This is a genomic window from Bacillus sp. FSL K6-1005 (assembly GCF_038000225.1).
Taxonomy (GTDB): domain Bacteria; phylum Bacillota; class Bacilli; order Bacillales; family Bacillaceae; genus Bacillus; species Bacillus mojavensis.
Window position 1 is genome coordinate 2,159,507 of the sequence record NZ_JBBOBP010000001.1, and the last position, 18,282, is coordinate 2,177,788.

19 protein-coding genes are annotated in these 18,282 nt (G+C 45.3%); 5 read left to right on the forward strand and 14 right to left on the reverse strand.

Going from position 1 to position 18,282, the window contains the following annotated elements; all coding sequences use genetic code 11:
• Nucleotides 1-34 precede the first annotated feature (34 nt).
• The 9 genes from NST16_RS11305 to NST16_RS11345 form a co-directional block, all read right to left on the reverse strand.
• Nucleotides 35-871 (reverse strand): SDR family oxidoreductase, encoded by an 837-nt coding sequence (locus NST16_RS11305; protein WP_340886615.1) that lies wholly within the window; start codon nucleotides 869-871, stop codon nucleotides 35-37.
• Nucleotides 868-1,947, reverse strand: a complete 1,080-nt coding sequence (gene uxuA / locus NST16_RS11310) for a mannonate dehydratase (protein WP_340886617.1) — start codon at nucleotides 1,945-1,947, stop codon at nucleotides 868-870. The genes NST16_RS11305 and uxuA overlap by 4 nt, the downstream gene beginning before the upstream one ends.
• A 23-nt stretch (nucleotides 1,948-1,970) precedes the next feature.
• The gene (locus tag NST16_RS11315; RefSeq protein ID WP_340886620.1) at nucleotides 1,971-2,990 is read right to left on the reverse strand and encodes a zinc-binding alcohol dehydrogenase family protein; all 1,020 of its coding nucleotides are present in this window, start codon (nucleotides 2,988-2,990) and stop codon (nucleotides 1,971-1,973) included.
• Nucleotides 2,991-2,994: 4 nt separating this feature from the next.
• A complete protein-coding gene (allD, locus tag NST16_RS11320) occupies nucleotides 2,995-4,008 on the reverse strand; it encodes an ureidoglycolate dehydrogenase (RefSeq protein WP_340886624.1) in 1,014 nt (337 codons plus the stop codon).
• 100 nt (nucleotides 4,009-4,108) lie between these two features.
• The gene (locus NST16_RS11325; protein ID WP_268446465.1) at nucleotides 4,109-5,488 is read right to left on the reverse strand and encodes an MFS transporter; all 1,380 of its coding nucleotides are present in this window, start codon (nucleotides 5,486-5,488) and stop codon (nucleotides 4,109-4,111) included.
• Between the two features lie 78 nt (nucleotides 5,489-5,566).
• The gene (gene uxaC, locus NST16_RS11330) at nucleotides 5,567-6,988 is read right to left on the reverse strand and encodes a glucuronate isomerase (protein WP_340886631.1); all 1,422 of its coding nucleotides are present in this window, start codon (nucleotides 6,986-6,988) and stop codon (nucleotides 5,567-5,569) included.
• A 198-nt stretch (nucleotides 6,989-7,186) separates the two neighbouring features.
• On the reverse strand, nucleotides 7,187-8,365 hold the full coding sequence (locus NST16_RS11335; RefSeq protein ID WP_010333868.1) for an NAD(P)/FAD-dependent oxidoreductase: 1,179 nt from the start codon (nucleotides 8,363-8,365) through the stop codon (nucleotides 7,187-7,189).
• 39 nt (nucleotides 8,366-8,404) lie between these two features.
• Nucleotides 8,405-8,821, reverse strand: a complete 417-nt coding sequence (locus NST16_RS11340; protein ID WP_010333866.1) for a DUF1641 domain-containing protein — start codon at nucleotides 8,819-8,821, stop codon at nucleotides 8,405-8,407.
• A gap of 356 nt (nucleotides 8,822-9,177) precedes the next feature.
• Nucleotides 9,178-9,708, reverse strand: a complete 531-nt coding sequence (locus NST16_RS11345; RefSeq protein WP_445684584.1) for a cupin domain-containing protein — start codon at nucleotides 9,706-9,708, stop codon at nucleotides 9,178-9,180.
• A 128-nt stretch (nucleotides 9,709-9,836) separates the two neighbouring features.
• Between NST16_RS11345 and NST16_RS11350 the strand changes: the two genes are divergently transcribed.
• The 3 genes from NST16_RS11350 to NST16_RS11360 all read left to right on the forward strand — a co-directional run bounded on the left by NST16_RS11350 (nucleotide 9,837) and on the right by NST16_RS11360 (nucleotide 12,435).
• Nucleotides 9,837-10,808: a DMT family transporter gene (locus tag NST16_RS11350; protein ID WP_340886638.1), complete on the forward strand. Its 972-nt coding sequence runs from the start codon at nucleotides 9,837-9,839 to the stop codon at nucleotides 10,806-10,808.
• A 122-nt stretch (nucleotides 10,809-10,930) separates the two neighbouring features.
• Entirely contained in the window at nucleotides 10,931-11,683 is a 753-nt protein-coding gene (locus NST16_RS11355) for an ABC transporter ATP-binding protein (protein WP_229147903.1), read from the forward strand.
• Nucleotides 11,683-12,435: an ABC transporter permease gene (locus NST16_RS11360; RefSeq protein ID WP_340886644.1), complete on the forward strand. Its 753-nt coding sequence runs from the start codon at nucleotides 11,683-11,685 to the stop codon at nucleotides 12,433-12,435. Before NST16_RS11355 ends, NST16_RS11360 begins: the two co-directional genes overlap by 1 nt.
• A gap of 42 nt (nucleotides 12,436-12,477) precedes the next feature.
• Here the strand turns inward: NST16_RS11360 and NST16_RS11365 are convergent, their stop codons facing one another.
• A complete protein-coding gene (locus NST16_RS11365) occupies nucleotides 12,478-13,290 on the reverse strand; it encodes a uroporphyrinogen-III synthase (protein WP_268448546.1) in 813 nt (270 codons plus the stop codon).
• Nucleotides 13,291-13,471: 181 nt separating this feature from the next.
• Between NST16_RS11365 and NST16_RS11370 the strand changes: the two genes are divergently transcribed.
• Nucleotides 13,472-13,657 carry a hypothetical protein gene (locus tag NST16_RS11370; protein ID WP_010333860.1) on the forward strand — a complete coding sequence of 62 codons (186 nt, stop codon included), beginning with the start codon at nucleotides 13,472-13,474 and terminating at the stop codon, nucleotides 13,655-13,657.
• 37 nt (nucleotides 13,658-13,694) lie between these two features.
• Here NST16_RS11370 and NST16_RS11375 read toward each other — a convergent pair whose 3' ends face one another.
• Complete coding sequence (locus tag NST16_RS11375) at nucleotides 13,695-14,873, reverse strand: macrolide family glycosyltransferase (protein ID WP_340886648.1); 1,179 nt, start codon at nucleotides 14,871-14,873, stop codon at nucleotides 13,695-13,697.
• 22 nt (nucleotides 14,874-14,895) lie between these two features.
• On the reverse strand, nucleotides 14,896-16,086 hold the full coding sequence (locus tag NST16_RS11380; protein WP_168747474.1) for a cytochrome P450: 1,191 nt from the start codon (nucleotides 16,084-16,086) through the stop codon (nucleotides 14,896-14,898).
• A 389-nt stretch (nucleotides 16,087-16,475) separates the two neighbouring features.
• On the opposite strand from NST16_RS11380, the gene NST16_RS11385 reads away from it, so the two are divergent.
• The gene (locus tag NST16_RS11385) at nucleotides 16,476-16,754 is read left to right on the forward strand and encodes a hypothetical protein (protein WP_010333857.1); all 279 of its coding nucleotides are present in this window, start codon (nucleotides 16,476-16,478) and stop codon (nucleotides 16,752-16,754) included.
• Between the two features lie 30 nt (nucleotides 16,755-16,784).
• Here the strand turns inward: NST16_RS11385 and NST16_RS11390 are convergent, their stop codons facing one another.
• Together NST16_RS11390 and NST16_RS11395 are read right to left on the reverse strand one after the other, a co-directional pair.
• Nucleotides 16,785-17,411 (reverse strand): NUDIX hydrolase, encoded by a 627-nt coding sequence (locus tag NST16_RS11390; RefSeq protein WP_340888346.1) that lies wholly within the window; start codon nucleotides 17,409-17,411, stop codon nucleotides 16,785-16,787.
• 76 nt (nucleotides 17,412-17,487) lie between these two features.
• A complete protein-coding gene (locus NST16_RS11395; RefSeq protein WP_340886652.1) occupies nucleotides 17,488-18,129 on the reverse strand; it encodes a DUF4352 domain-containing protein in 642 nt (213 codons plus the stop codon).
• Between the last annotated feature and the right edge of the window lie 153 nt (nucleotides 18,130-18,282).

Consider the following 18,282-nt stretch of genomic DNA (forward strand, 5'->3'; position numbering starts at 1 on the left):
CCCTATGTTGGTTCAGTATCTGTAGCTGCTTTCGTCACACTCCTGAATAAGCCATAAATCCTCCGTCGACAGGAACGGTAATGCCGGTGACAAAGCCTGAATAGGAATCATCCGCCAGCCAAAGAAGCGTGCCGAGCAGGTCCTCTGGTTTTCCAAAGCGCTTCATCGGTGTTCCCGCAATAATCTTTTTAGAGCGGTCTGTAAAGCTTCCATCCTTATTGATCAGCAGATCGTGATTTTGGTTTGTCAGAAAAAAGCCTGGTGCGATTGCGTTAATCCGCAGTCCGGTTTCCGCAAAATGAACAGCCAGCCACATTGTGAAGTTATTGATTGATGCCTTGGCCGCACTGTACGCCGGGACCTTCGTCATAGGTGAATAAGCGCTCATTGATGAGATATTTACAATGGCCGGTGAGTCTGCCTTCAGCAGTTCCTTTCCAAACACTTGGGTAGCCAGAAATGCCCCAGTGAAGTTGGTTGAGAAAACAGTTGAAAAACCATTTTCATCCATGTCAAAGAATGATTGCCCTTCTCCCTCGTCATCATATGTCTCCACATCAGTAATCGCAGCGGGATGATTTCCTCCTGCTCCGTTAATTAACAAATTGACAGCGCCAAATCGGCCAAGAATTTCAGTCTTCGCCTTCTCAAGCGACGTCCTGTCCAGCACATCAGCAGAAACGGAATATGCCGTACCGCCAGCTTCTGTAATGTCCCGCACAACCTCTTGGCCTGTTTCAGCTGACCGGTTCAGTATCGCCACCTTCATACCATGGCGGGCAAGCTCCCGGGCCATTGCCGAGCAGAGCACACCGCTACCGCCTGTGATAACAGCAACTTTACCTGCCAGCCGATGATGAAGAGAAATCATAATTCCACCTCTTTTATCGCCATTGATTCGTACGCGTCCCACAGTCCGTTCAAATACATGATGCCTAAAGCGCGATCATATAAGCCGTAGCCTGGACGGCATTGCTCTCCCCAAATATGGCGACCGTGATCCGGCCTGACATATCCGTTGTAATCCTGCTTGTGCAGTTCTGCCATAACCCCTTGAATATTAATTGAACCGTCCTTTGTCAGATGAGATGTTTCAATAAAATCGCCATTTTCAAAGATCTTCACATTGCGGATGTGTGAAAATGGAGCGAGTCCGGCATATGTTTTAGCAATTTCCACCATGTCATTGGCGGGATTGGCTCCCATTGAACCGGTACATAAGGTGATGCAGTTAGAAGGTGAATCTGATATGGCCCGTAGCTTCTCATAGCTTGCCTCTCCTGTGATAATACGCGGCAATCCGAATATCGGCCAAGGCGGGTCATCCGGATGAATGGCCATTTGAATGCCGTGCGCTTCAGCAACCGGCAGAATTTCCTTCAAAAAGAACGATAAATTGTTCCAGAGCTGTTCTTCATCGACCGCCCTGTAGGCCTCAAACAGTTCTTTGATCTGAGCCATTTTTTCAGGCTCCCACCCCGGGAGTGTCAGGTCAGACGCGTCTTCCACCGTCCGGATCAGCTCTTGAGGCTCCAAGCTCTCCACTTTGGCTTTCTCAAAAAACAGAGCGGTTGAGCCGTCTTCCAGCGGACGGAACATGTCGGTGCGCGTCCAGTCGAAAATCGGCATAAAATTGTAGCAAATCACTTTCACGCCAAAAGCAGACAGATTGCGGATGGTCTGCTTATACTGTTCAATGTACCGGCCGCGTTCTTCGCTGCCCAGTTTAATCGCTTCATGAACGTTCACGCTTTCGACAACCTCCGCGTGAAAACCATGGGATTGTATATATTCCGTCTCGGCTTTGATTTCTTCTATTTCCCACACTTCCCCGACAGGTTTATGATGGAGGGCCCAGACGATGCCTTTCACCCCGGGAATTTGTTTCACATGTTCAAGTGTGACTGTATCGTTGCCTCGTCCATACCATCGAAATGTTATATTCATTCTGCACCTCCGGATTGAGCCTTTTAATCAAATGTAATCACTGCCTTCCGCACCTGGTCGGGATGCTCCTTGATAAATTGAAACGCGTGATGGACATCATCAACTGAAAACGTATGGGTGACGAGTCCGTTATGCGCTAACCGTCCTTCATTCAGCAGCTTTACAACCTTCGGAAACTGATTTGTCTGGAGTCTTGAGCCGGTAATCGTGACTTCTTTTTTTGTAATGGGGAGCTGAGGAATATGTGACACTCTCTCATCAAATCCAAGCACCACCACACGCCCTGCCGGAGAAACGACATCAACAGAAAGCTCAAAAGTCGCAGGGAGACAGACTGCATCAATGACTACATTGGCTCCTTCACCTCCCGTCCATTCCCGAACCCGCTCAGCCGCATGTTCTGTTTGAACATTCACAACTGCGTCCGCACCGTTCTCAGTGGCAAATGCCAGCCGCTCATTATTTAAGTCGGTTATCATGACGGAAGCACCCGCAAGCTTTGCCATTTTTAACACACAGATGCCGATAGGCCCCGCTCCCTGAATCAGAACGCGATCGCCCTTTTCTACCTGTCCACGCCAAACGGCTTGGGCACCTATCGAATAAGGCTCGGCCATCACTGCCTCCTCCCAGGGCAGCTCTTTTGAAACGACGTGAAGCTGCTTTTCAGGAAGCACAACATATTCCCGCATCCCGCCATCTTCATGAACGCCAAACACAGAAAGCTTCGCGCAAACATTCGGCCGGCCTTTACGGCAGGGATAACAGTTTCCGCAATAAGAAATCGGTTCAATTACAACATGGTCGCCGCCTTTCAGGCCTTTAACATTCGCACCAACCTCCTCCACCTCTCCCGTTACCTCGTGTCCGATTACTCTCGGAAGGGTCGCAAGCGGATTCGTGCCATGATAAATATGCATGTCAGAACCGCAAATTCCGACTCGTTTTACTTTGACGAGCACCTCATCAGCCTTTGAAAGAACAGGCTTTTTCATGTCTGCTGTCACCAAATCATACGCTTTTCGCACTTGAACCGCTTTCATTTTCTCACCTGCTTTTTAAAAATTCATACACGGTCCGAGCAATTGAAATCCCGTGCTTCCTGTTTCTTTCCTCATGCAGCTGCTCCAATTCGCCAGGCACATAGACGCGCTCGACTCCTCTAGCCGGAGGTGATTGCTGCAGTTCATCAAGCATGGCGTCCATCTGCTCTAAAAACATATCTTGTCCGGTAAAATAGGACGGATGGATCGCGCAAACATAATGTCCAAGCTTCCTATTTTGATCAAGATCGCCATACATTTTAGCGATATGCGGCCCAAAAGCCGCCCCAGCCAGCAAGCCTGAAAACACATCCACCACAACAGATAGCCCGTAGCCCTTAGGACCGCCGAAGGTTGAAAGTGAGACGACCTTATGAGGATCTGTTACCGTCTCTCCGTTTTCATCGACTCCCCACCCTTCTGGTATTTCTGTGCCCTCTTCACGCGCCTGCAGAATCTTTCCAAATGCCACTTTTGACGTCGCCATATCTAGGATAAACGGTTTTTTATGCTTTGCCGGCACCCCATAAGCAATTGGATTCGTGCCTAAAAAAGGAGACCTCCCGCCAAACGGGACTACAATACTGTCAGTATGAGACATAGCGATACCAATCAGTTTTTTCTCAGCCGCTTTTTGCACAAAATAACTTAACGCTCCGCAATGGCTGCTGTTTGTCGCAGTGACCATGCCAACACCATTTTTCATTGCCATTTCAATGGCATGAGCCATCGCCTTATCGGCAATCACATGGCCGAACCCGTCATCACCGTCTAGCACTCCTGTCACCGGACCCGTTTCTTTAAAAATGGGACGCGCTTTTGGATTGATGCCTCCAGCCCTGAGCCTGTTCACATAATGTTCTGTTCGCAAAACACCATGAGAATTTACATTGCGTAAATCAGCGTGTACGAGCACGTCTGCTACTTTTTCGGCATCTCGTTCATTCAAATTGGCGCCGATCAGCTTTTGCTGAACCAGTTCCTTCGCTTCTTCAGCGGAAATCGTTACCGTATTCAATAAAGAGCCTCCTTTCCTTCAGTTTCATCACTTAGCGAAAACCCTTACAAATTATTTTTACTTGCAAACTATTCAAAATATTCTATATAGGATTGTTTGATCAGTTTCTATGCTGAAGCTCCTCGACAATCTGGGCATGCTGCTGATCTGTTAGTTTATAAAGAAAACCGATAATAATCATAGCTAATGCCAAAGCAATGGCGGGATACAGAAGAAGAAGCGCTTTAATGCCGATCAGCGCCTGTGCCGTCTGGGCTACGTTCGGCATATATCCGACAAGTCCCAATCCGATCCCCGAGAGAAATCCAGACAATGACTGGGCAAGCTTCCGGGAGAAGTTAAAGAGGGAATACGTCGTTGCTTCTTTCCGCTCACCGGATTTCCACTCGCCATAGTCAATGATATCTGAGACAAGCGCCCACGTAATGCCATTGGGGATACTGATTCCAATAAACGCGATGCTTGCAAGGATGGTAAACACATATACATTTGAAGGAAGCATAAAGTTGATCAGGTCAGCGGCAACGCTGATGCCGAAACCAATCATTGCGGTTTGTTTCTTTCCAAACATCTTGACGAGCTTTGGCAGAAATACGACGCCCAAAAAGGAAGAACCAATAATGATAAAGTTCATATAAGCCATCAGTTCGACATTGCCTAGGTTATATTGTGCGAAGTATACGAGCATTGCGGATTTAATGTTGTATGCAGAAATCGAAAAAATGGTCATCAGGACAAGGGTTAGCAGCGGTTTGTTCGTTATAAACGTTTTGACGACAGATGAAAATGTTAATTTCTCTTTTGGCGCTTCCGCAATAACAATACGTTCCTTGCAGTTGCGATAGCAAATATAAAACCAAAGCACACCGAGAACAGCAAACAATCCCATGACCACCGGGTAGCCTACCTTCGGGTTATCAAACTTGACGAGCAGCGGCATGACGGCCACGCTTGTGATAAACAAAGCCCCGAGTGAGCCGATTTGGCGAAAAGTAGAGATAGATGTCCGATCTTCGGTATTTTGAGTCATCGCTGCTCCTAATGAGCCGTAGGGAATGTTTACAAATGAATAGCCCACGCCCCACAGCATATAGGATGCATACGCATAAATCAGCTTGCCTGTCGTTGATACATTCGGGGACAGAAAAATAAGAACAGTAAGCACAGCAAGAACAATACTGCCGATTAATAAATAAGGCCTGAATTTCCCCCGCCTGCCGATATTTTTGCGATAATCAATTGATGAGCCGACAATGGGGTCTGTTACAGCCGCAAACAGCTTGCTGACTAAAAAAATGCCCCCCGCCATTGCAGCCGGAATTCCAGCTACATCAGTGAAATACTTCAATAAATAAATCTGACCGAGATCAAACATAAAACCGTTGCCAAAATCACCAAAACCATAGGAAATTTTCTCCTTCAGCGGTAGCCTCTTCTCCGTTTCAATCGACACAACCTTATTTTCCAGTTCTGCTCGCATCTTCCACCTCTGTGTCTTAAGAATTTTCGGTGAGATATCCGCTCAGTATGACGCAGGCTATTCTGAGCGGAACCTCTTTTATACGTTTGCCTTTTCTTCTTGAAATTGAAAATATTGTTTCGCATTGTGATAGCAAATGCCTTGAACGATACCGCCAAGAAGCTCCATATCTTTCGGCACTTCACCGTTTTCAGCCCATTCGCCGATCAGATTGCAGACAATCCGTCTGAAGTATTCATGGCGTGTATACGACAAAAAGCTTCTGGAATCAGTCAGCATGCCGATAAAACGGCTGAAAAGCCCGACGTTTGACAACGCTTTCATTTGGTCGAGCATCCCATCCTTGGAATCGTTAAACCACCATGCTGTGCCGAATTGTATTTTCCCAGGCGTGATGCCGTCTTGAAAGCTATTGATCATGCTGGCAATGACATAGTTATCATTTGGATTGAGCGAATATAAAATCGTTTTCGGCAGCTGGTTTTTCATTTCAACGGAGTTCAGCAGCCTGTACAAAGGCTTCGCAATTTCTTCGTCATTCATAGAATCATAGCCTGTATCCGGTCCCAATTTCTTCATCATTTTCGTATTCGTATTTCTGAGTGCATTGATATGAAACTGCATCGCCCAGTCAAGCTCAGCATACAATCCGCAAAGAAATTGAAGCGTATATGTCTTGAATTTCTTCTCATCTTCGCAAGAAACCTGTTCCCCGTTTAATCTTGCGGTAAAAATGAGGCCCGCTTCCTCTTTGTCCGTTTCGGCATACACCATTGAATCAATCGCATGATCAGATACTCTGCCGCCGACTGAATGGAAGAAACGCACTCGTTCTTCAAGAGCCTTCAAAAACTCATCATAGGTTGTAATCGACAGTGACGCAGCCCTTTCAAGCGCCTGCACCCAATCCGGGAAGCCTTCGCGATTGATTTCCAGCCCTTTATCCGGCCGAAATCCCGGCAGCACACTGACAGGAAAATCTTTTTCCTCTTTTAATAAGAGGTGGTATTTGAGAGAATCGACAGGGTCATCGGTTGTGCATACTACTTTCACATTGGATTTCACAATGAAATCCCTTGCCCCGAAGCCTTCTCCTTGGAGCAGTTCATTCGTCCGTTTCCATATAGCCTGCGCGGATTTCTCATTTAAAATCTCATAAATTCCAAAAAAACGCTGCAGCTCTAAATGAGTCCAATTGTAGAGCGGATTGCCGATCGCCATCGGCACGGTTTTCGCCCAAGCCATAAATTTCTCCTCATCAGTCGCATCGCCTGTAATGTATGTCTCATCAATCCCATTGGCTCTCATGATGCGCCATTTGTAATGGTCTCCATACAGCCAGGCTTCTGTGATGTTTTGAAATCTCTTATTTTCATAGATTTCTTTCGGGCTTAAGTGGCAGTGGTAATCAATAATCGGCATGTCTTTCGCATAATGATGATAAAGTTTGACAGCGGTTTCATTTTTCAGCAAAAAATTTTCGCCCATAAAGGGTTCCATGTCCTCACCGTCTTTCATTCTATTTCAAAATGTTAACGTTAACATTTTGATTATGGTTTTATTTTACCTTTATATTCCTCTGGGATCAATCTCTTTTTTGAAAATGAAATGTTAACGTTAGCAAACTAAATAAAAAAGACATTGCCAGAAAGCATCCCGAAAGGAACGCTTTGGCAATGTCTGAACCACAACAAAGGATTAGTAAGCCAGGCTGAATAGTCCTTTAATGTGTGTCAAGTAGCGTACGTTACTTGCTTCTTTCATCAAGGAAGCAGGAAGACCTTTAAGCGGTGTAGAATTAGCACCAATGATGGCAACCGCATCTTTGCGTCCAAGACTTGCAAGTGTACCAGAGTTTACTGGCTGGAATGTTTCAAGTGTTTTTCCTTCTAAGTAAGCGAATAGGTTGTAACCGATCAGCTCACCCATTTGCCATGCGATTTGTGCAGTTGGCGGATATGGACGGCCGTCTGGACCAAAGTAAACTGCGCTGTCTCCAGCAACGAATACATCCTCATGTGATGTAGATTGCAGGAAGTCATTTACTGTCGCACGTCCGCGGTTCACTTCAAGGCCTGATTCACCTACTAATGGGTTACCTTGTACGCCGCCAGTCCAAACAAATGTGTTGGCAACCACTTTTGATCCGTCTTTCAGATCAATTACGTTTCCTTCTACATTTGTAACAGGAAGGCCTGTTAAGAACTCAACGCCGCGTTTTTCAAGACTTGCAGTAGCACGTTCGATAAGATCATCCGGAAGAACAGGAAGGATTTTCGGACCTGCTTCAACCAGTTTCAATTTGATTTCTTTATGATCTACGCCGTATTTTTTCGCAAGGTTCGGCATGATGTCAGCAAGCTCACCGACAAGCTCAACGCCTGTTAAGCCGCCTCCGCCGATAAGGATTGTTGCATCTGCTTCGTTTTTCGTTTTAGAGTACTCACGCACACGGTCTTCAACATGTTTGAAGACTTTGTTCGCATCAGCAGCAGATTTAAGAACCATGCTGTTTTCTTCAAGTCCTGGGATGCCGAAGTAAGCAGTGACAGAACCAAGGCCTACTACTAGCGCATCGTAAGTTAATGTAGAACCGTCAGCAAGCGCAACCTCTTTTTTATCAACAGAGAAAGAGCTGACTTCGGCGATTTTAAGATCAATGTCTTTGCCTTTGAAAAGTTTTTCTAACGGCATTGCAACCGCTTTTTCAGACACGTTGCCTGCTGCAAGACGGTGTAATTCCGTAATGATTTGGTGAGTTGGGTATTTGTTTACCACTGTCACGCGTGCTTGTTCTTTTGTGTAGTGTTTGCGAACTGTTAAAGCAGAAAGAACACCGCCATAACCAGCGCCTAAAATGACAATATGTTTTGACATCGTATATCCTCCGTCCTTTATATCAATTTGAATCTGAGATTATTTTTGTTTTTCGTTCATGATTTCAAGGTAGCTGTTAGCAAAACGGAACAGCTTTTGAGCTTGAGGATCTTTCAGCATGCGCAACAGGCCGAAAAGTCCAATCGTTTCGTTGCTAGCATCCGCGCGGTCTTTCGCTTCGATTGCAGTCGCAGCCACTTCTTTTGCTGTTTCTTTTACAGGCTCAAGAATTTCAGTGATCGCACCGACTGTATCGCTTTTCAATACTTCGTCAGTCGCAACAGACTGAGCGAAATCGTAAGACTTCGTTAAAATATTCACTAACTCAGTCAGCTTTGGAAGCTGGTCAACTAAAACAGTCAGTGATTCTTGAACTTCTGGCTTTAACAGCTGATCAATAAGATCTTGCTGGCTTTGGCTGACAGACGCATTTGTTTGATCGATTGTTTCTGGCATATCCAATTCTCCTTTACTATAAGCAGTATGCTGATTTTTTGGAAAGGGTAGTGCCTCTCCCTGATCTCATGTTTGAAAGCATGAGAAGAAGGATTGTGAATTCATGCACAATCATTCGCAAAAATAAATGTTTACTACCCAGTTTTTCATCTTGCCATATTCAGTATTATTTTTATCTCAAAAATAAACCATTGAATAAGTCAAAATCCTTTACTCTCTCTGAAAATAGCAAACATAAAAAACTCCAATTTGATTACCTTCTATATGATAACACTTTTTGAACAAAATTTGAACGTGAATTGCTTCGATTATGAAATTAATTTATATGGTGCCCGTGTCATAACATTTCTTCAGCACTAGTTATTGACAATCCAACAATTTTCTCCCCTGCGACTTACCCATATGTCCAATAGAGGTTCTCTTTTTCCTGTAACTGGATCCAATGCCGGAAGTACTGCTTGCTCTATATTCTCTATTGCAGCCGCTCTTTCATCCGGCTTTCCCGTCTTTATATCATACCGAGAACCTTCTGGATAAGCGCCGATCACGGTAAAATCCGGGCTCGCGCTTAGCTTTTTATGCCCGACACCGGCTGGAATGACCGCTGCGTCGCCCGTTTTGATAGGAATAGCAGCTCCTTTTTCTCCCCCAAATTGAATAACAGCCTCCCCTCGGACTGCGATTAGGACTTCATGCGTGTTGCTATGATAATGATGGTACGGAAAAACACTGCCCGACCAGCTGTTTAGCCAGCCATGCCGGTTGACGATCCGCTCTGCCAGTTCAGCACGTCCCATAAAAACATTTTTATAGATAACGAGCGGAAAATTAGGGTGATTTGGAATCCTTCCGTCATCCTGAAAAAAGTACGTTTCTGTTTCCATCATTTCGCCTCCCTATTTCTGTCTTCCACATCTATTGATCTGTAAAACATCATTATTTTCTCACAATTCCGTTGATCTGTATCATCCCGGGTAGTATAGTATAAAAAAATAATGCCAGAATGAGGGATTTGATGAAAGCAATTGTAATCGGAATATTGGCTTCTCTCTTTTTCGCCGTTACCTTTATTTTAAACAGGGCGATGGAATTATCCGGAGGCAGCTGGCTTTGGAGCGCCTCGTTACGCTTTATATTTATGGTTCCGTTTTTATGTCTGATTGTCATAATGAAAGGGAAGTTCGTTCCTCTTTTACAAGAAATGCGGAAAAAGCCGTTATTTTGGATAAAGTGGAGCTTTGTCGGCTTTGTGCTTTTTTATGCGCCAATCACGTTTGCCGCCGCATTCGGGCCGGGCTGGCTCGTAGCCGGAACATGGCAAATTACCATTGTAGCCGGTGTACTGCTGTCTCCATTTTTCTATGAGAAAAAAGACACGCCTGGAGGCACTATGCTCGTTCGGCAAAAGATTCCCCTTGTTTCACTGGGCACTTCCGTCGTCATTCTGATTGGGGCAGCGCTGATTCAGCTCCAGCATGCAGAATCGCTTTCCGGAAAAATGCTGCTCTTCAGCGTGCTGCCGGTTGTCATCGCGGCTTTCGCCTACCCGCTGGGAAACCGGAGAATGCTTGAGCAATACGGAGGCAGGCTTGATACATTTCAGCGCGTGCTGGGAATGACCCTTGCAAGCCTTCCATTCTGGCTTGTATTGGCAGCTTACGGCTGGTGGTCAGATGGCCTTCCGACAGCGGGGCAAACCGTTCAATCCTTTATCGTTGCCGTCAGCTCAGGCATCATTGCGACCGTTTTATTTTTCTGGGCAACAGATATGGTAAGGGATAACCCGCAAAAGCTCGCTGCTGTTGAAGCAACACAATCCGGGGAAGTGATATTCGCTTTGCTTGGTGAAATAATCCTGCTGTCAGGAGTTTTCCCTTCCATTTTATCGTTTGCCGGCTTAATGATCATTATTGCCGGAATGGTGCTACATACCTTCGCTTCCCAACAAAAACCCAAAAAGAAAACGCAGTCAAATCTGACTGCTTAGCAGCGGCTGGAGAATGGGCGAAAACCCGTTCTCCTTTCTTTTTTAACTCCTTCCAAAAGAGACCTGTTTCACGTTATATTTATGTAGAGTCTAAGCCCACTTAACTGAAAGGTGATATTTTAATGGAAGCAAACAATCAAAAAGACGATATACCAGCGATCTCATTCACATCTGTGCGAAAAAGCTATGAACAAGAGGGACAAACCTATGACGTATTGAAGGCTGTCACCGGAGACATTCAACAGGGAGCAATCGTGGCCGTTTTGGGTCCTTCCGGTTCAGGTAAAAGCACACTGCTGTCCATGTGTAATTTGATGAAAACACCGGATCACGGTGAAGTGAAGATTTACGGAAAGGAAGTCAGAGACTGGAATGTGAATAAACTAAGGCGGACTGCCGCACTCGCCTTTCAATCCGCTCCCGTCCTTGACGGAACGGTGCGTGACAATTTGAGTCTGGTACAGAAGCTGCATCAAACCCAGCTTTACTCTCCTGAAGAGCTCGCTTCACTGACAGGCCTGTCTCCAGAGCTGTTAGACAGGAGCGCCAAGGATTTATCCGGCGGACAGCGGCAAAGGCTCTCACTTGCCAGAACACTCGCAAACCCTTCCTCCATCCTATTATTGGACGAAATTACATCTGCCCTGGACCCTGTTTCTGCTCTGGAGATTGAAGAGCTAATCAAAAAGCAGCATCAAGAGAAAAAACTGACGGTGATGTGGGTGACCCATAACATGGAGCAGGCGAAACGAGTAGCCGATACCATTTGGTTTATGGCTGATGGCCGGCTGTTGGAAATCGCGGAGACAGACACATTTTTCTCGCGTCCTCAGCATGAAGCAGCCCGTGAATTTTTGAAGGGAGGCACACGGTAATGGATTACCTTTCTCTCTCATTAACCATGATCTTTGTGCTGATTGCCTTGTTTTTATCAAAATCCTTTAAAGCCGGCGTTGAAAAAGATATGATAATCGCAACGATCCGGGCGGCGGTACAGCTGCTTGTGATCGGTTATGTGCTGTCGCTGATATTTCATGAAGACCACCCTGTGTTTATCCTGCTGATGGTGCTGTTAATGCTGGGTGTGGCGGCTCAAAACGTCGTCAAACGAAAGAAAATGAAAATCGGTTCTTTTTGGAAGGTGTTTCTGGCCTTAGCGATTGTAGAAATCGTCACCCAAGGCATTCTTCTGGCGCTTCACATCATCCCGCTTACGGCACGGTATGTCATCCCGATCAGCGGAATGGTCATCGGAAATTCAATGGTGCTCGCGAGCCTTTTTTTAAACCGGCTCAACTCCGAGGTCGGGGTGCGTAAAGAAGAAATTCAATTGATTTTGTCGCTTGGGGGCACACCAAAACAATCCATACAGCACATCCTGACTTCCGCTATGAAAATGAGTATGATCCCAACGCTAGAAAGCCAGAAAACACTTGGGCTTGTCCAGCTTCCCGGCATGATGACCGGCCAAATCTTAGCGGGCGCCGATCCGATTCAGGCGGTTCGCTTTCAGCTTTTGATTGTTTTTACAACAATGGCGTCCGCCGCGCTGACATGTGTGATCTTAAGCGTGCTGACATACCCGTCATTATTCACCGCGCATCAGCAATTAAAGGAAAATGGATAACGACAAAGCCGCTTCCCATTTGGAAAGCGGCTTTTGTACTGGTTATTCCTTTTCTTCATAATACTTGGACAGCTCAATAATCATCGCGCCCATCCGCTCAATCTCCGGTGCAAGCAGCCTTGTGATGCCTTCTTCCCGCAGCGCTTCAGCAGTCACTTTTCCGACCGCCGCTGCGATGACACGCTCTTCGAATACAGCCTTCACTTCATTGATAAAGCCGCGCTCCTTGGCAAAATCAAACAGAGAACGAACCTGAATCGCCGTGGTAAAACAAACAGCATCCAATTCACCATTCAGCAGTTCTCGGCATAACTGTTCCACCGTTTCCTTCTCTGGCGGGATATGCTGATATGGAAGGATCGGCAAAACTGAAGCTCCTTTTTCTTTCAAAAATGCTATAAGGGCGGGTGCATTTTCTCCGTGAAGCTGCACCATTACTTTTTTTCCTGAAAAGTCGTAAGGCTCCAAGGACCGGATCAATCCGCTGGTTGTCCCATCTTCATCAGAAGCCTCTGCTGTGATTCCGAGCTTTTTTAACGCAGACAATGTTTTGTACCCTCGGCATGCCGCTTTAGCCTGGCGAATCGCCAGCAGGAACTCGTCCTTTACGCCGATTTTCTCTGCCATCTTCACAAGCGTCTCCGTACCGATGCCTGTCGTAAAGATCACCCAGTCGGCTTTTTCTTCCGCAAATTTGCGCAGCTCCGGCTCCACCTGTTCCTCTGCCAAATATACCGTTCCTTGGAGAGAACGGACGACAGGAATTCCGCCCTGTTTTTCAATGATTGTGCTGATTTCTTCCGTTTTCCGAGAACCGCCGATCGCAACGCGTTTTCCATGTAAACCTTTCCCCATATCCGTTCCTCTCCTCTTTGCCAGCTTAGGCTTTATATGTATATAACCTTTAATAAAGCTATTGTGTCGTAAATCAAAGGAGAAATCAAGATGAACCAAATGCCTCTCATTACCCGTTGAATACACCGGGTGCATGCTATAATATAAACAATAGACGCGTTTTTTTAACGGAGGATCGATTATGGAAACAAAAGAAGAATACGAAACAAAAGGCTACGACACATCGGTTATTTACGAATTCAACGAATATCCGGACGTCCACAGCGGGCGCTGCGACAATTGTGACTACACACTGTTCAAAAGCTCCGTAAAAGGCGGAAAGTTTTTGAGAGAATGCCGGAGATGCGGGATGAAAAAAAACATTTAAACAGAAAACCGAAATCAAATTGATTTCGGTTTTTATGTTACTGCGGTACAGCGGATTTTTTTATAAACGCTTCAATCTCAGCTGCCGCACGCTCCGCTCCGCCTGCTTCTTTTACATCCTTTTGCATATTCTTGACGCGGCTGAGCACCTCTTGATCACCGGATACCGCCTGAACCGCTTCCTGCAGCCTGGAAACAGTCACTTCCTCTTTCGGCAAATAAACGCCAAGGCCTAGTTCATCGACACGCTTTGCAGTGAGCTCCTGCTCATACATTTGCGGAATGACGACGAGCGGCACACCGGCATTCATCGCCTCCATCGTACTGTTCATCCCGCCATGAGAAATAAACAAATCGGCCTTCGCCAATACCTCAAGCTGCGGCACGCTTTGGCGAATGGTAAAGTTAGCAGGGATCTCATTCAGGCTTTCAGGATCAATCGTTTTCCCGACAGACATAATCGCTTGCCATGAAGAATTCCGAAATGCCTCGATGCACATCTTATAAAATTGCGGCCATGCGTTAAACGCCGTTCCCAATGAAATCAGCATAAGCGGGCCATCACCCTTTTCAATTTCCAAACTTTCTTGTTCCGGCCGTTTCCCAAGGGATGGGCCGACAAAACAGAAACGGTCATCGAACGTCTCATGCTGAATCTGAAAAGACTTCGGCATAAAGACAATATTTAATGCTTCCGGCACAGCTAACTGTTCAAATGAAACAGCCGGCAATTGCTCTTGCTCCAAATAGGCTTTAAATTCAGCCTCTGCTTCTTTCATTTTTAACAGCATGTCTTCACTTCCGAGCTGAAAGGATTCATTTTGGGCATATGAGGAACAAAGCTTGATGACCGGTATATGAAGCTTGTCAGCAAACAATTTTCCCGCTAGCGCAATAAAATCATAGATAATCAGATCAGGATGATCATTCTGATATAAATCCTCAAGCTGCGGAAGAATGCTAAGTGATTCTTTTAAGAGACTGATCGGCGTCTCATTTTTTTCTATCATCTCCCTGATTTGCTTAGGATCAATATTCAAGGATGTATGATAGATCAATGCTTCTGCACCGGCTTGCTGAACACTAGCGGCGAACTCCTCAGTCGTCGCATATGTGACACGATGCCCTTTCTCACAAAGCTTCTCCACTAATGCAAGCGTAGGATTGACATGCCCGTACGCCGGGATGTTGATAATCGAGATATGGTGCTTTTTCATGAATCTCCAGTCTCCTTATCTATTAAATTTTCACACGGAAGCTTTTTAATCCGTATATCACACTGTTTTTAATCGGAGTGATACTGACGCATTCCATATGAGGAAAAGCAGAAATCAAGGATGTTAACGCGATCTTTGCTTCAAGACGGGCAAGCGGAGCCCCGAGACAAAAATGAATGCCGTGGCCAAACGCAATATGCGGATTGGGATGGCGGTGAATATCAAACATGTGCGCCCTGTCAAACTTCGCTTCATCACGATTTGCTGATGCCACAAAAGCCAGAACCATATCACCTTTTTTCATCAGATGGCCCCCGATCTCCGTATCCCGCTTGGCAATGCGCCTCAAAACAGGTGCGGGCGCTCTGAAACGCAGAGCTTCCTCCACCGCCTGAGGCACCAGCTCTGGATGCCGCCGCAATTCGTCATAAACGCCCGGCGTGTCTAAAATGCTGTACATCGCGTTTGAAATCAAGTTCGTTGTCGTTTCGTTTCCCGCCACCAGCAGCAATGTACAAAACGGAATCAGATCTTCTCCAGAAAGCTTTTCGCCGGTTTCTTCCGCTTTAATTAAAATGGAGATGATGTCTTGTTCCGGTTTCTTCCGTTTTTCTTCTATGATGCCGGCAAAAAACGCGGCCAGTTCTTCCTCGCACTTGTTTCGCTCTTCCAGAAAGACTTTCTCCGCCTCCTCACTTCCATCCCTTGGTGTGCTCACCAATATATCAGACCATGTCTTAAACGCATCCATATGCTCTGAAGGCACGCCTAAAAGCTCGGATATCACAATGACAGGAAGCGGATATGAGAAATCTTGAACCAAATCAAACTCGCTTCGTCCCTGAAATTTTTGGATCAGTTCATCTGTGATTTCCTGAATTCTCGGTTCCCATTGCTTCATCACGCGCGGTGTGAACGCTTTATTCACAACAGAACGGATTTGCGTATGCCTTGGCGGGTCCATATTAATGATCGAATTCCCGATAGAACTTGTCTGCTCCGGCATATAACTGGAGAAAAGCTCTTTATCCCCAATGACTTTTTTGACATCATCATAAAGAAAAACGCTCCACACTTCATTTTCTTCATCAAAGGAAACAGGCGCTTCCTTTCTCATCGATTCGTACCACGGAAACGGATGATAAGCATCCTGGTTATTTTTTCCGTTCATCAATGCACGCTGCAAAGCTTGTCGCCGATTTACCACATTCATGCGTTTCCCCTCCCCATGAAAGAAAAGATTCAGCAATTGACGAACTTCACCACCTCCTGCTATCGAAAAAAAGAGGGATATCCATTTTGTCGTCTGAAACAGCAGGCAGGTTTTCAAGATGCCGGTGCAGGCATCATATAATCCCCCTCGAATGTTGTTCATCTTACCATAATCTTTCAATTTTTTTCTATTACGCACACCCGATTTGATTCACAACGTGACCTTAGGCATGCCCATCCATATAAGAACCGCAATCAATAGCTTATGAAAATCTCACACGCCATCCTCATTCGCAACATAAGCACTACTTTAAAAGATGACTTTTCCATTATGTAATCCAAGCGAAAGATATGATTAAATAGAAAGTAAAATGGTGAAGGAGAGAACAAATGACAGCACAGATCAACCGCAAGAAACTCGTTGTCGGCATCGTACTTTCACTTGCATTTGTATTGTTTGTGTTCTCTTTTTCTGAGAGACATTCAAAGCCGCTCGTTGAGGGATCAAAACAGGAAAACTGGCATACTGTCGTTGACAAAGCCTCTGTCGACATATATGGAAGCCGTTTAGTTGAAGAAAGCAAACTAAAACAAAGGCTCGGCCATAAACAAGCTGATTCGGTACTAACCCTTCTGAAGCTTGCCAGCCAAAAACATATTGTCTTGTAAAACAAAAAAGAGCCTCCGGCTCTTTTTTGTTTAATCAAATACGATTTTCTTATCCGGATGACCCTGAAAGTCAAAAAGCATGCTGAGCTGTGACTGAGTGTTTCGTTTCGGAGAAAGCGGCGGGAGCCTGTCTTCCGGAAAAAAAGCGGCATGGTTCGTCTCAATCCCGGTTTTCTGCTGCCCGCCCGTTATGCTGCATTCAATGAAGATCTTATAGTAATGATAAGGCTGAGGGGGGTGTGGATGCTTATGACTGTCCAGCACGGCCAGTAATCGAGAAGGCACTGTATCGTACCCCGACTCTTCTTTGATTTCCTTGATCACATTTTCAGCGGGCGATAATCCAATCTCACAAAACCCGCCCGGGAGTGACCACAAATCATCATGCTTCTCCCGAACAAGCAATATGCGATTCTCTCGAAATACCGCGCCGCGAACATCCGCCTTCGGTGTCGGGTAGCCTTTCTCGCCTTTCCATAAATCAGTGATGACTTCAATGTCCTTCTTCGAGTAATCCGCCATCATCTCTGAGCTGAGCTTCATCAGCTCTTCGTACCTTTCCCTGTCATACACATCCTTGGAAAAAGCAAGCCCCGACTGTGCGATCGCCTGAATCCGCTGGGCCCGTTCAAGCCACTTGGTTTGCACGTTTATCACTCGTCCTTTCAAGTTATTTTTCTCTATAAAAAATGCACGTTTCACTAATGAAAAACGTGCAGCTTTAAATCAAGTTCTAATCTAATTTCACCAAATAATCAATATCGTCCTTTACTCTCTCTTCAGTATTACTGCTATTTGTATCAGCTAAAAACGGATTATATACCAGTGTGTAATGTTTCTGTTCTCCTTTAGGGATGACATAACTGAGTACACCTGTAACCTTTTTCCCTGGTGTCAGTGTTCCTGTCATCAGGATCCTGCCCTTCTCTTCTATTGAAAAAACCGGCTGGACTGATTGATTTTTCTTGTCTTTTAAGTCTAACCCGAGAAAATTGTATTGCACTGAATCTTTCCCTGTGTTTTCTATCGTAACTTCTATAATGAGCCGTTCCTCATCATCTTTTATTGTTTTTGGCTTCGAGCCTACAGCTCCTCCAAATTTCGAATATTCACCTTTTTGCACTCTATCAACTTTATTCACTGTAAAATTCGTATGTCCCGCTTTAAACGTTTCTCCTATTTTATGTATTTGATCATCTTTTTTAATCTTCGGCTCACCGCCTTTTTTCAGTTCCTTATCAAGTTCCTTTTCAAGCTCTTCTTGCGATTTTTTTTCTTTCGGCTTTTCCTTTTCAGACGCATCGCTTGATTGGCTGCACGCTGAAAGCGCAAACCCGATCGTCAGTACAAATAATAGTAATAAGACTTTTCTCATGACTGTTCCCCCATCTAAAGTAATCGTTTTCTATTATAATCATATTTTTCCTTTTCTTAACAGGTAAGAAAGTAGCAAATTTATCTACATCATTCATTACAAAGTCACTTCTTTCTAGTATTTGAACATTTTTCACTAGTCCATTAGACCTTT

Coding starts and splice junctions, on each gene's coding strand:
- NST16_RS11345 (WP_445684584.1), bottom strand. CDS start 9,708: ATGATGGAAACAGAAACGTACTTTTTTCAGGATGACGGAAGGATTCCA.
- NST16_RS11305 (WP_340886615.1), bottom strand. CDS start 871: ATGATTTCTCTTCATCATCGGCTGGCAGGTAAAGTTGCTGTTATCACA.
- NST16_RS11350 (WP_340886638.1), top strand. CDS start 9,837: ATGAAAGCAATTGTAATCGGAATATTGGCTTCTCTCTTTTTCGCCGTT.
- NST16_RS11385 (WP_010333857.1), top strand. CDS start 16,476: ATGACAGCACAGATCAACCGCAAGAAACTCGTTGTCGGCATCGTACTT.
- NST16_RS11365 (WP_268448546.1), bottom strand. CDS start 13,290: ATGGGGAAAGGTTTACATGGAAAACGCGTTGCGATCGGCGGTTCTCGG.
- uxuA (WP_340886617.1), bottom strand. CDS start 1,947: ATGAATATAACATTTCGATGGTATGGACGAGGCAACGATACAGTCACA.
- NST16_RS11335 (WP_010333868.1), bottom strand. CDS start 8,365: ATGTCAAAACATATTGTCATTTTAGGCGCTGGTTATGGCGGTGTTCTT.
- NST16_RS11325 (WP_268446465.1), bottom strand. CDS start 5,488: ATGCGAGCAGAACTGGAAAATAAGGTTGTGTCGATTGAAACGGAGAAG.
- NST16_RS11340 (WP_010333866.1), bottom strand. CDS start 8,821: ATGCCAGAAACAATCGATCAAACAAATGCGTCTGTCAGCCAAAGCCAG.
- NST16_RS11375 (WP_340886648.1), bottom strand. CDS start 14,873: ATGAAAAAGCACCATATCTCGATTATCAACATCCCGGCGTACGGGCAT.
- NST16_RS11360 (WP_340886644.1), top strand. CDS start 11,683: ATGGATTACCTTTCTCTCTCATTAACCATGATCTTTGTGCTGATTGCC.
- NST16_RS11380 (WP_168747474.1), bottom strand. CDS start 16,086: ATGAATGTGGTAAATCGGCGACAAGCTTTGCAGCGTGCATTGATGAAC.
- NST16_RS11315 (WP_340886620.1), bottom strand. CDS start 2,990: ATGAAAGCGGTTCAAGTGCGAAAAGCGTATGATTTGGTGACAGCAGAC.
- uxaC (WP_340886631.1), bottom strand. CDS start 6,988: ATGGAACCCTTTATGGGCGAAAATTTTTTGCTGAAAAATGAAACCGCT.
- NST16_RS11370 (WP_010333860.1), top strand. CDS start 13,472: ATGGAAACAAAAGAAGAATACGAAACAAAAGGCTACGACACATCGGTT.
- NST16_RS11395 (WP_340886652.1), bottom strand. CDS start 18,129: ATGAGAAAAGTCTTATTACTATTATTTGTACTGACGATCGGGTTTGCG.
- NST16_RS11355 (WP_229147903.1), top strand. CDS start 10,931: ATGGAAGCAAACAATCAAAAAGACGATATACCAGCGATCTCATTCACA.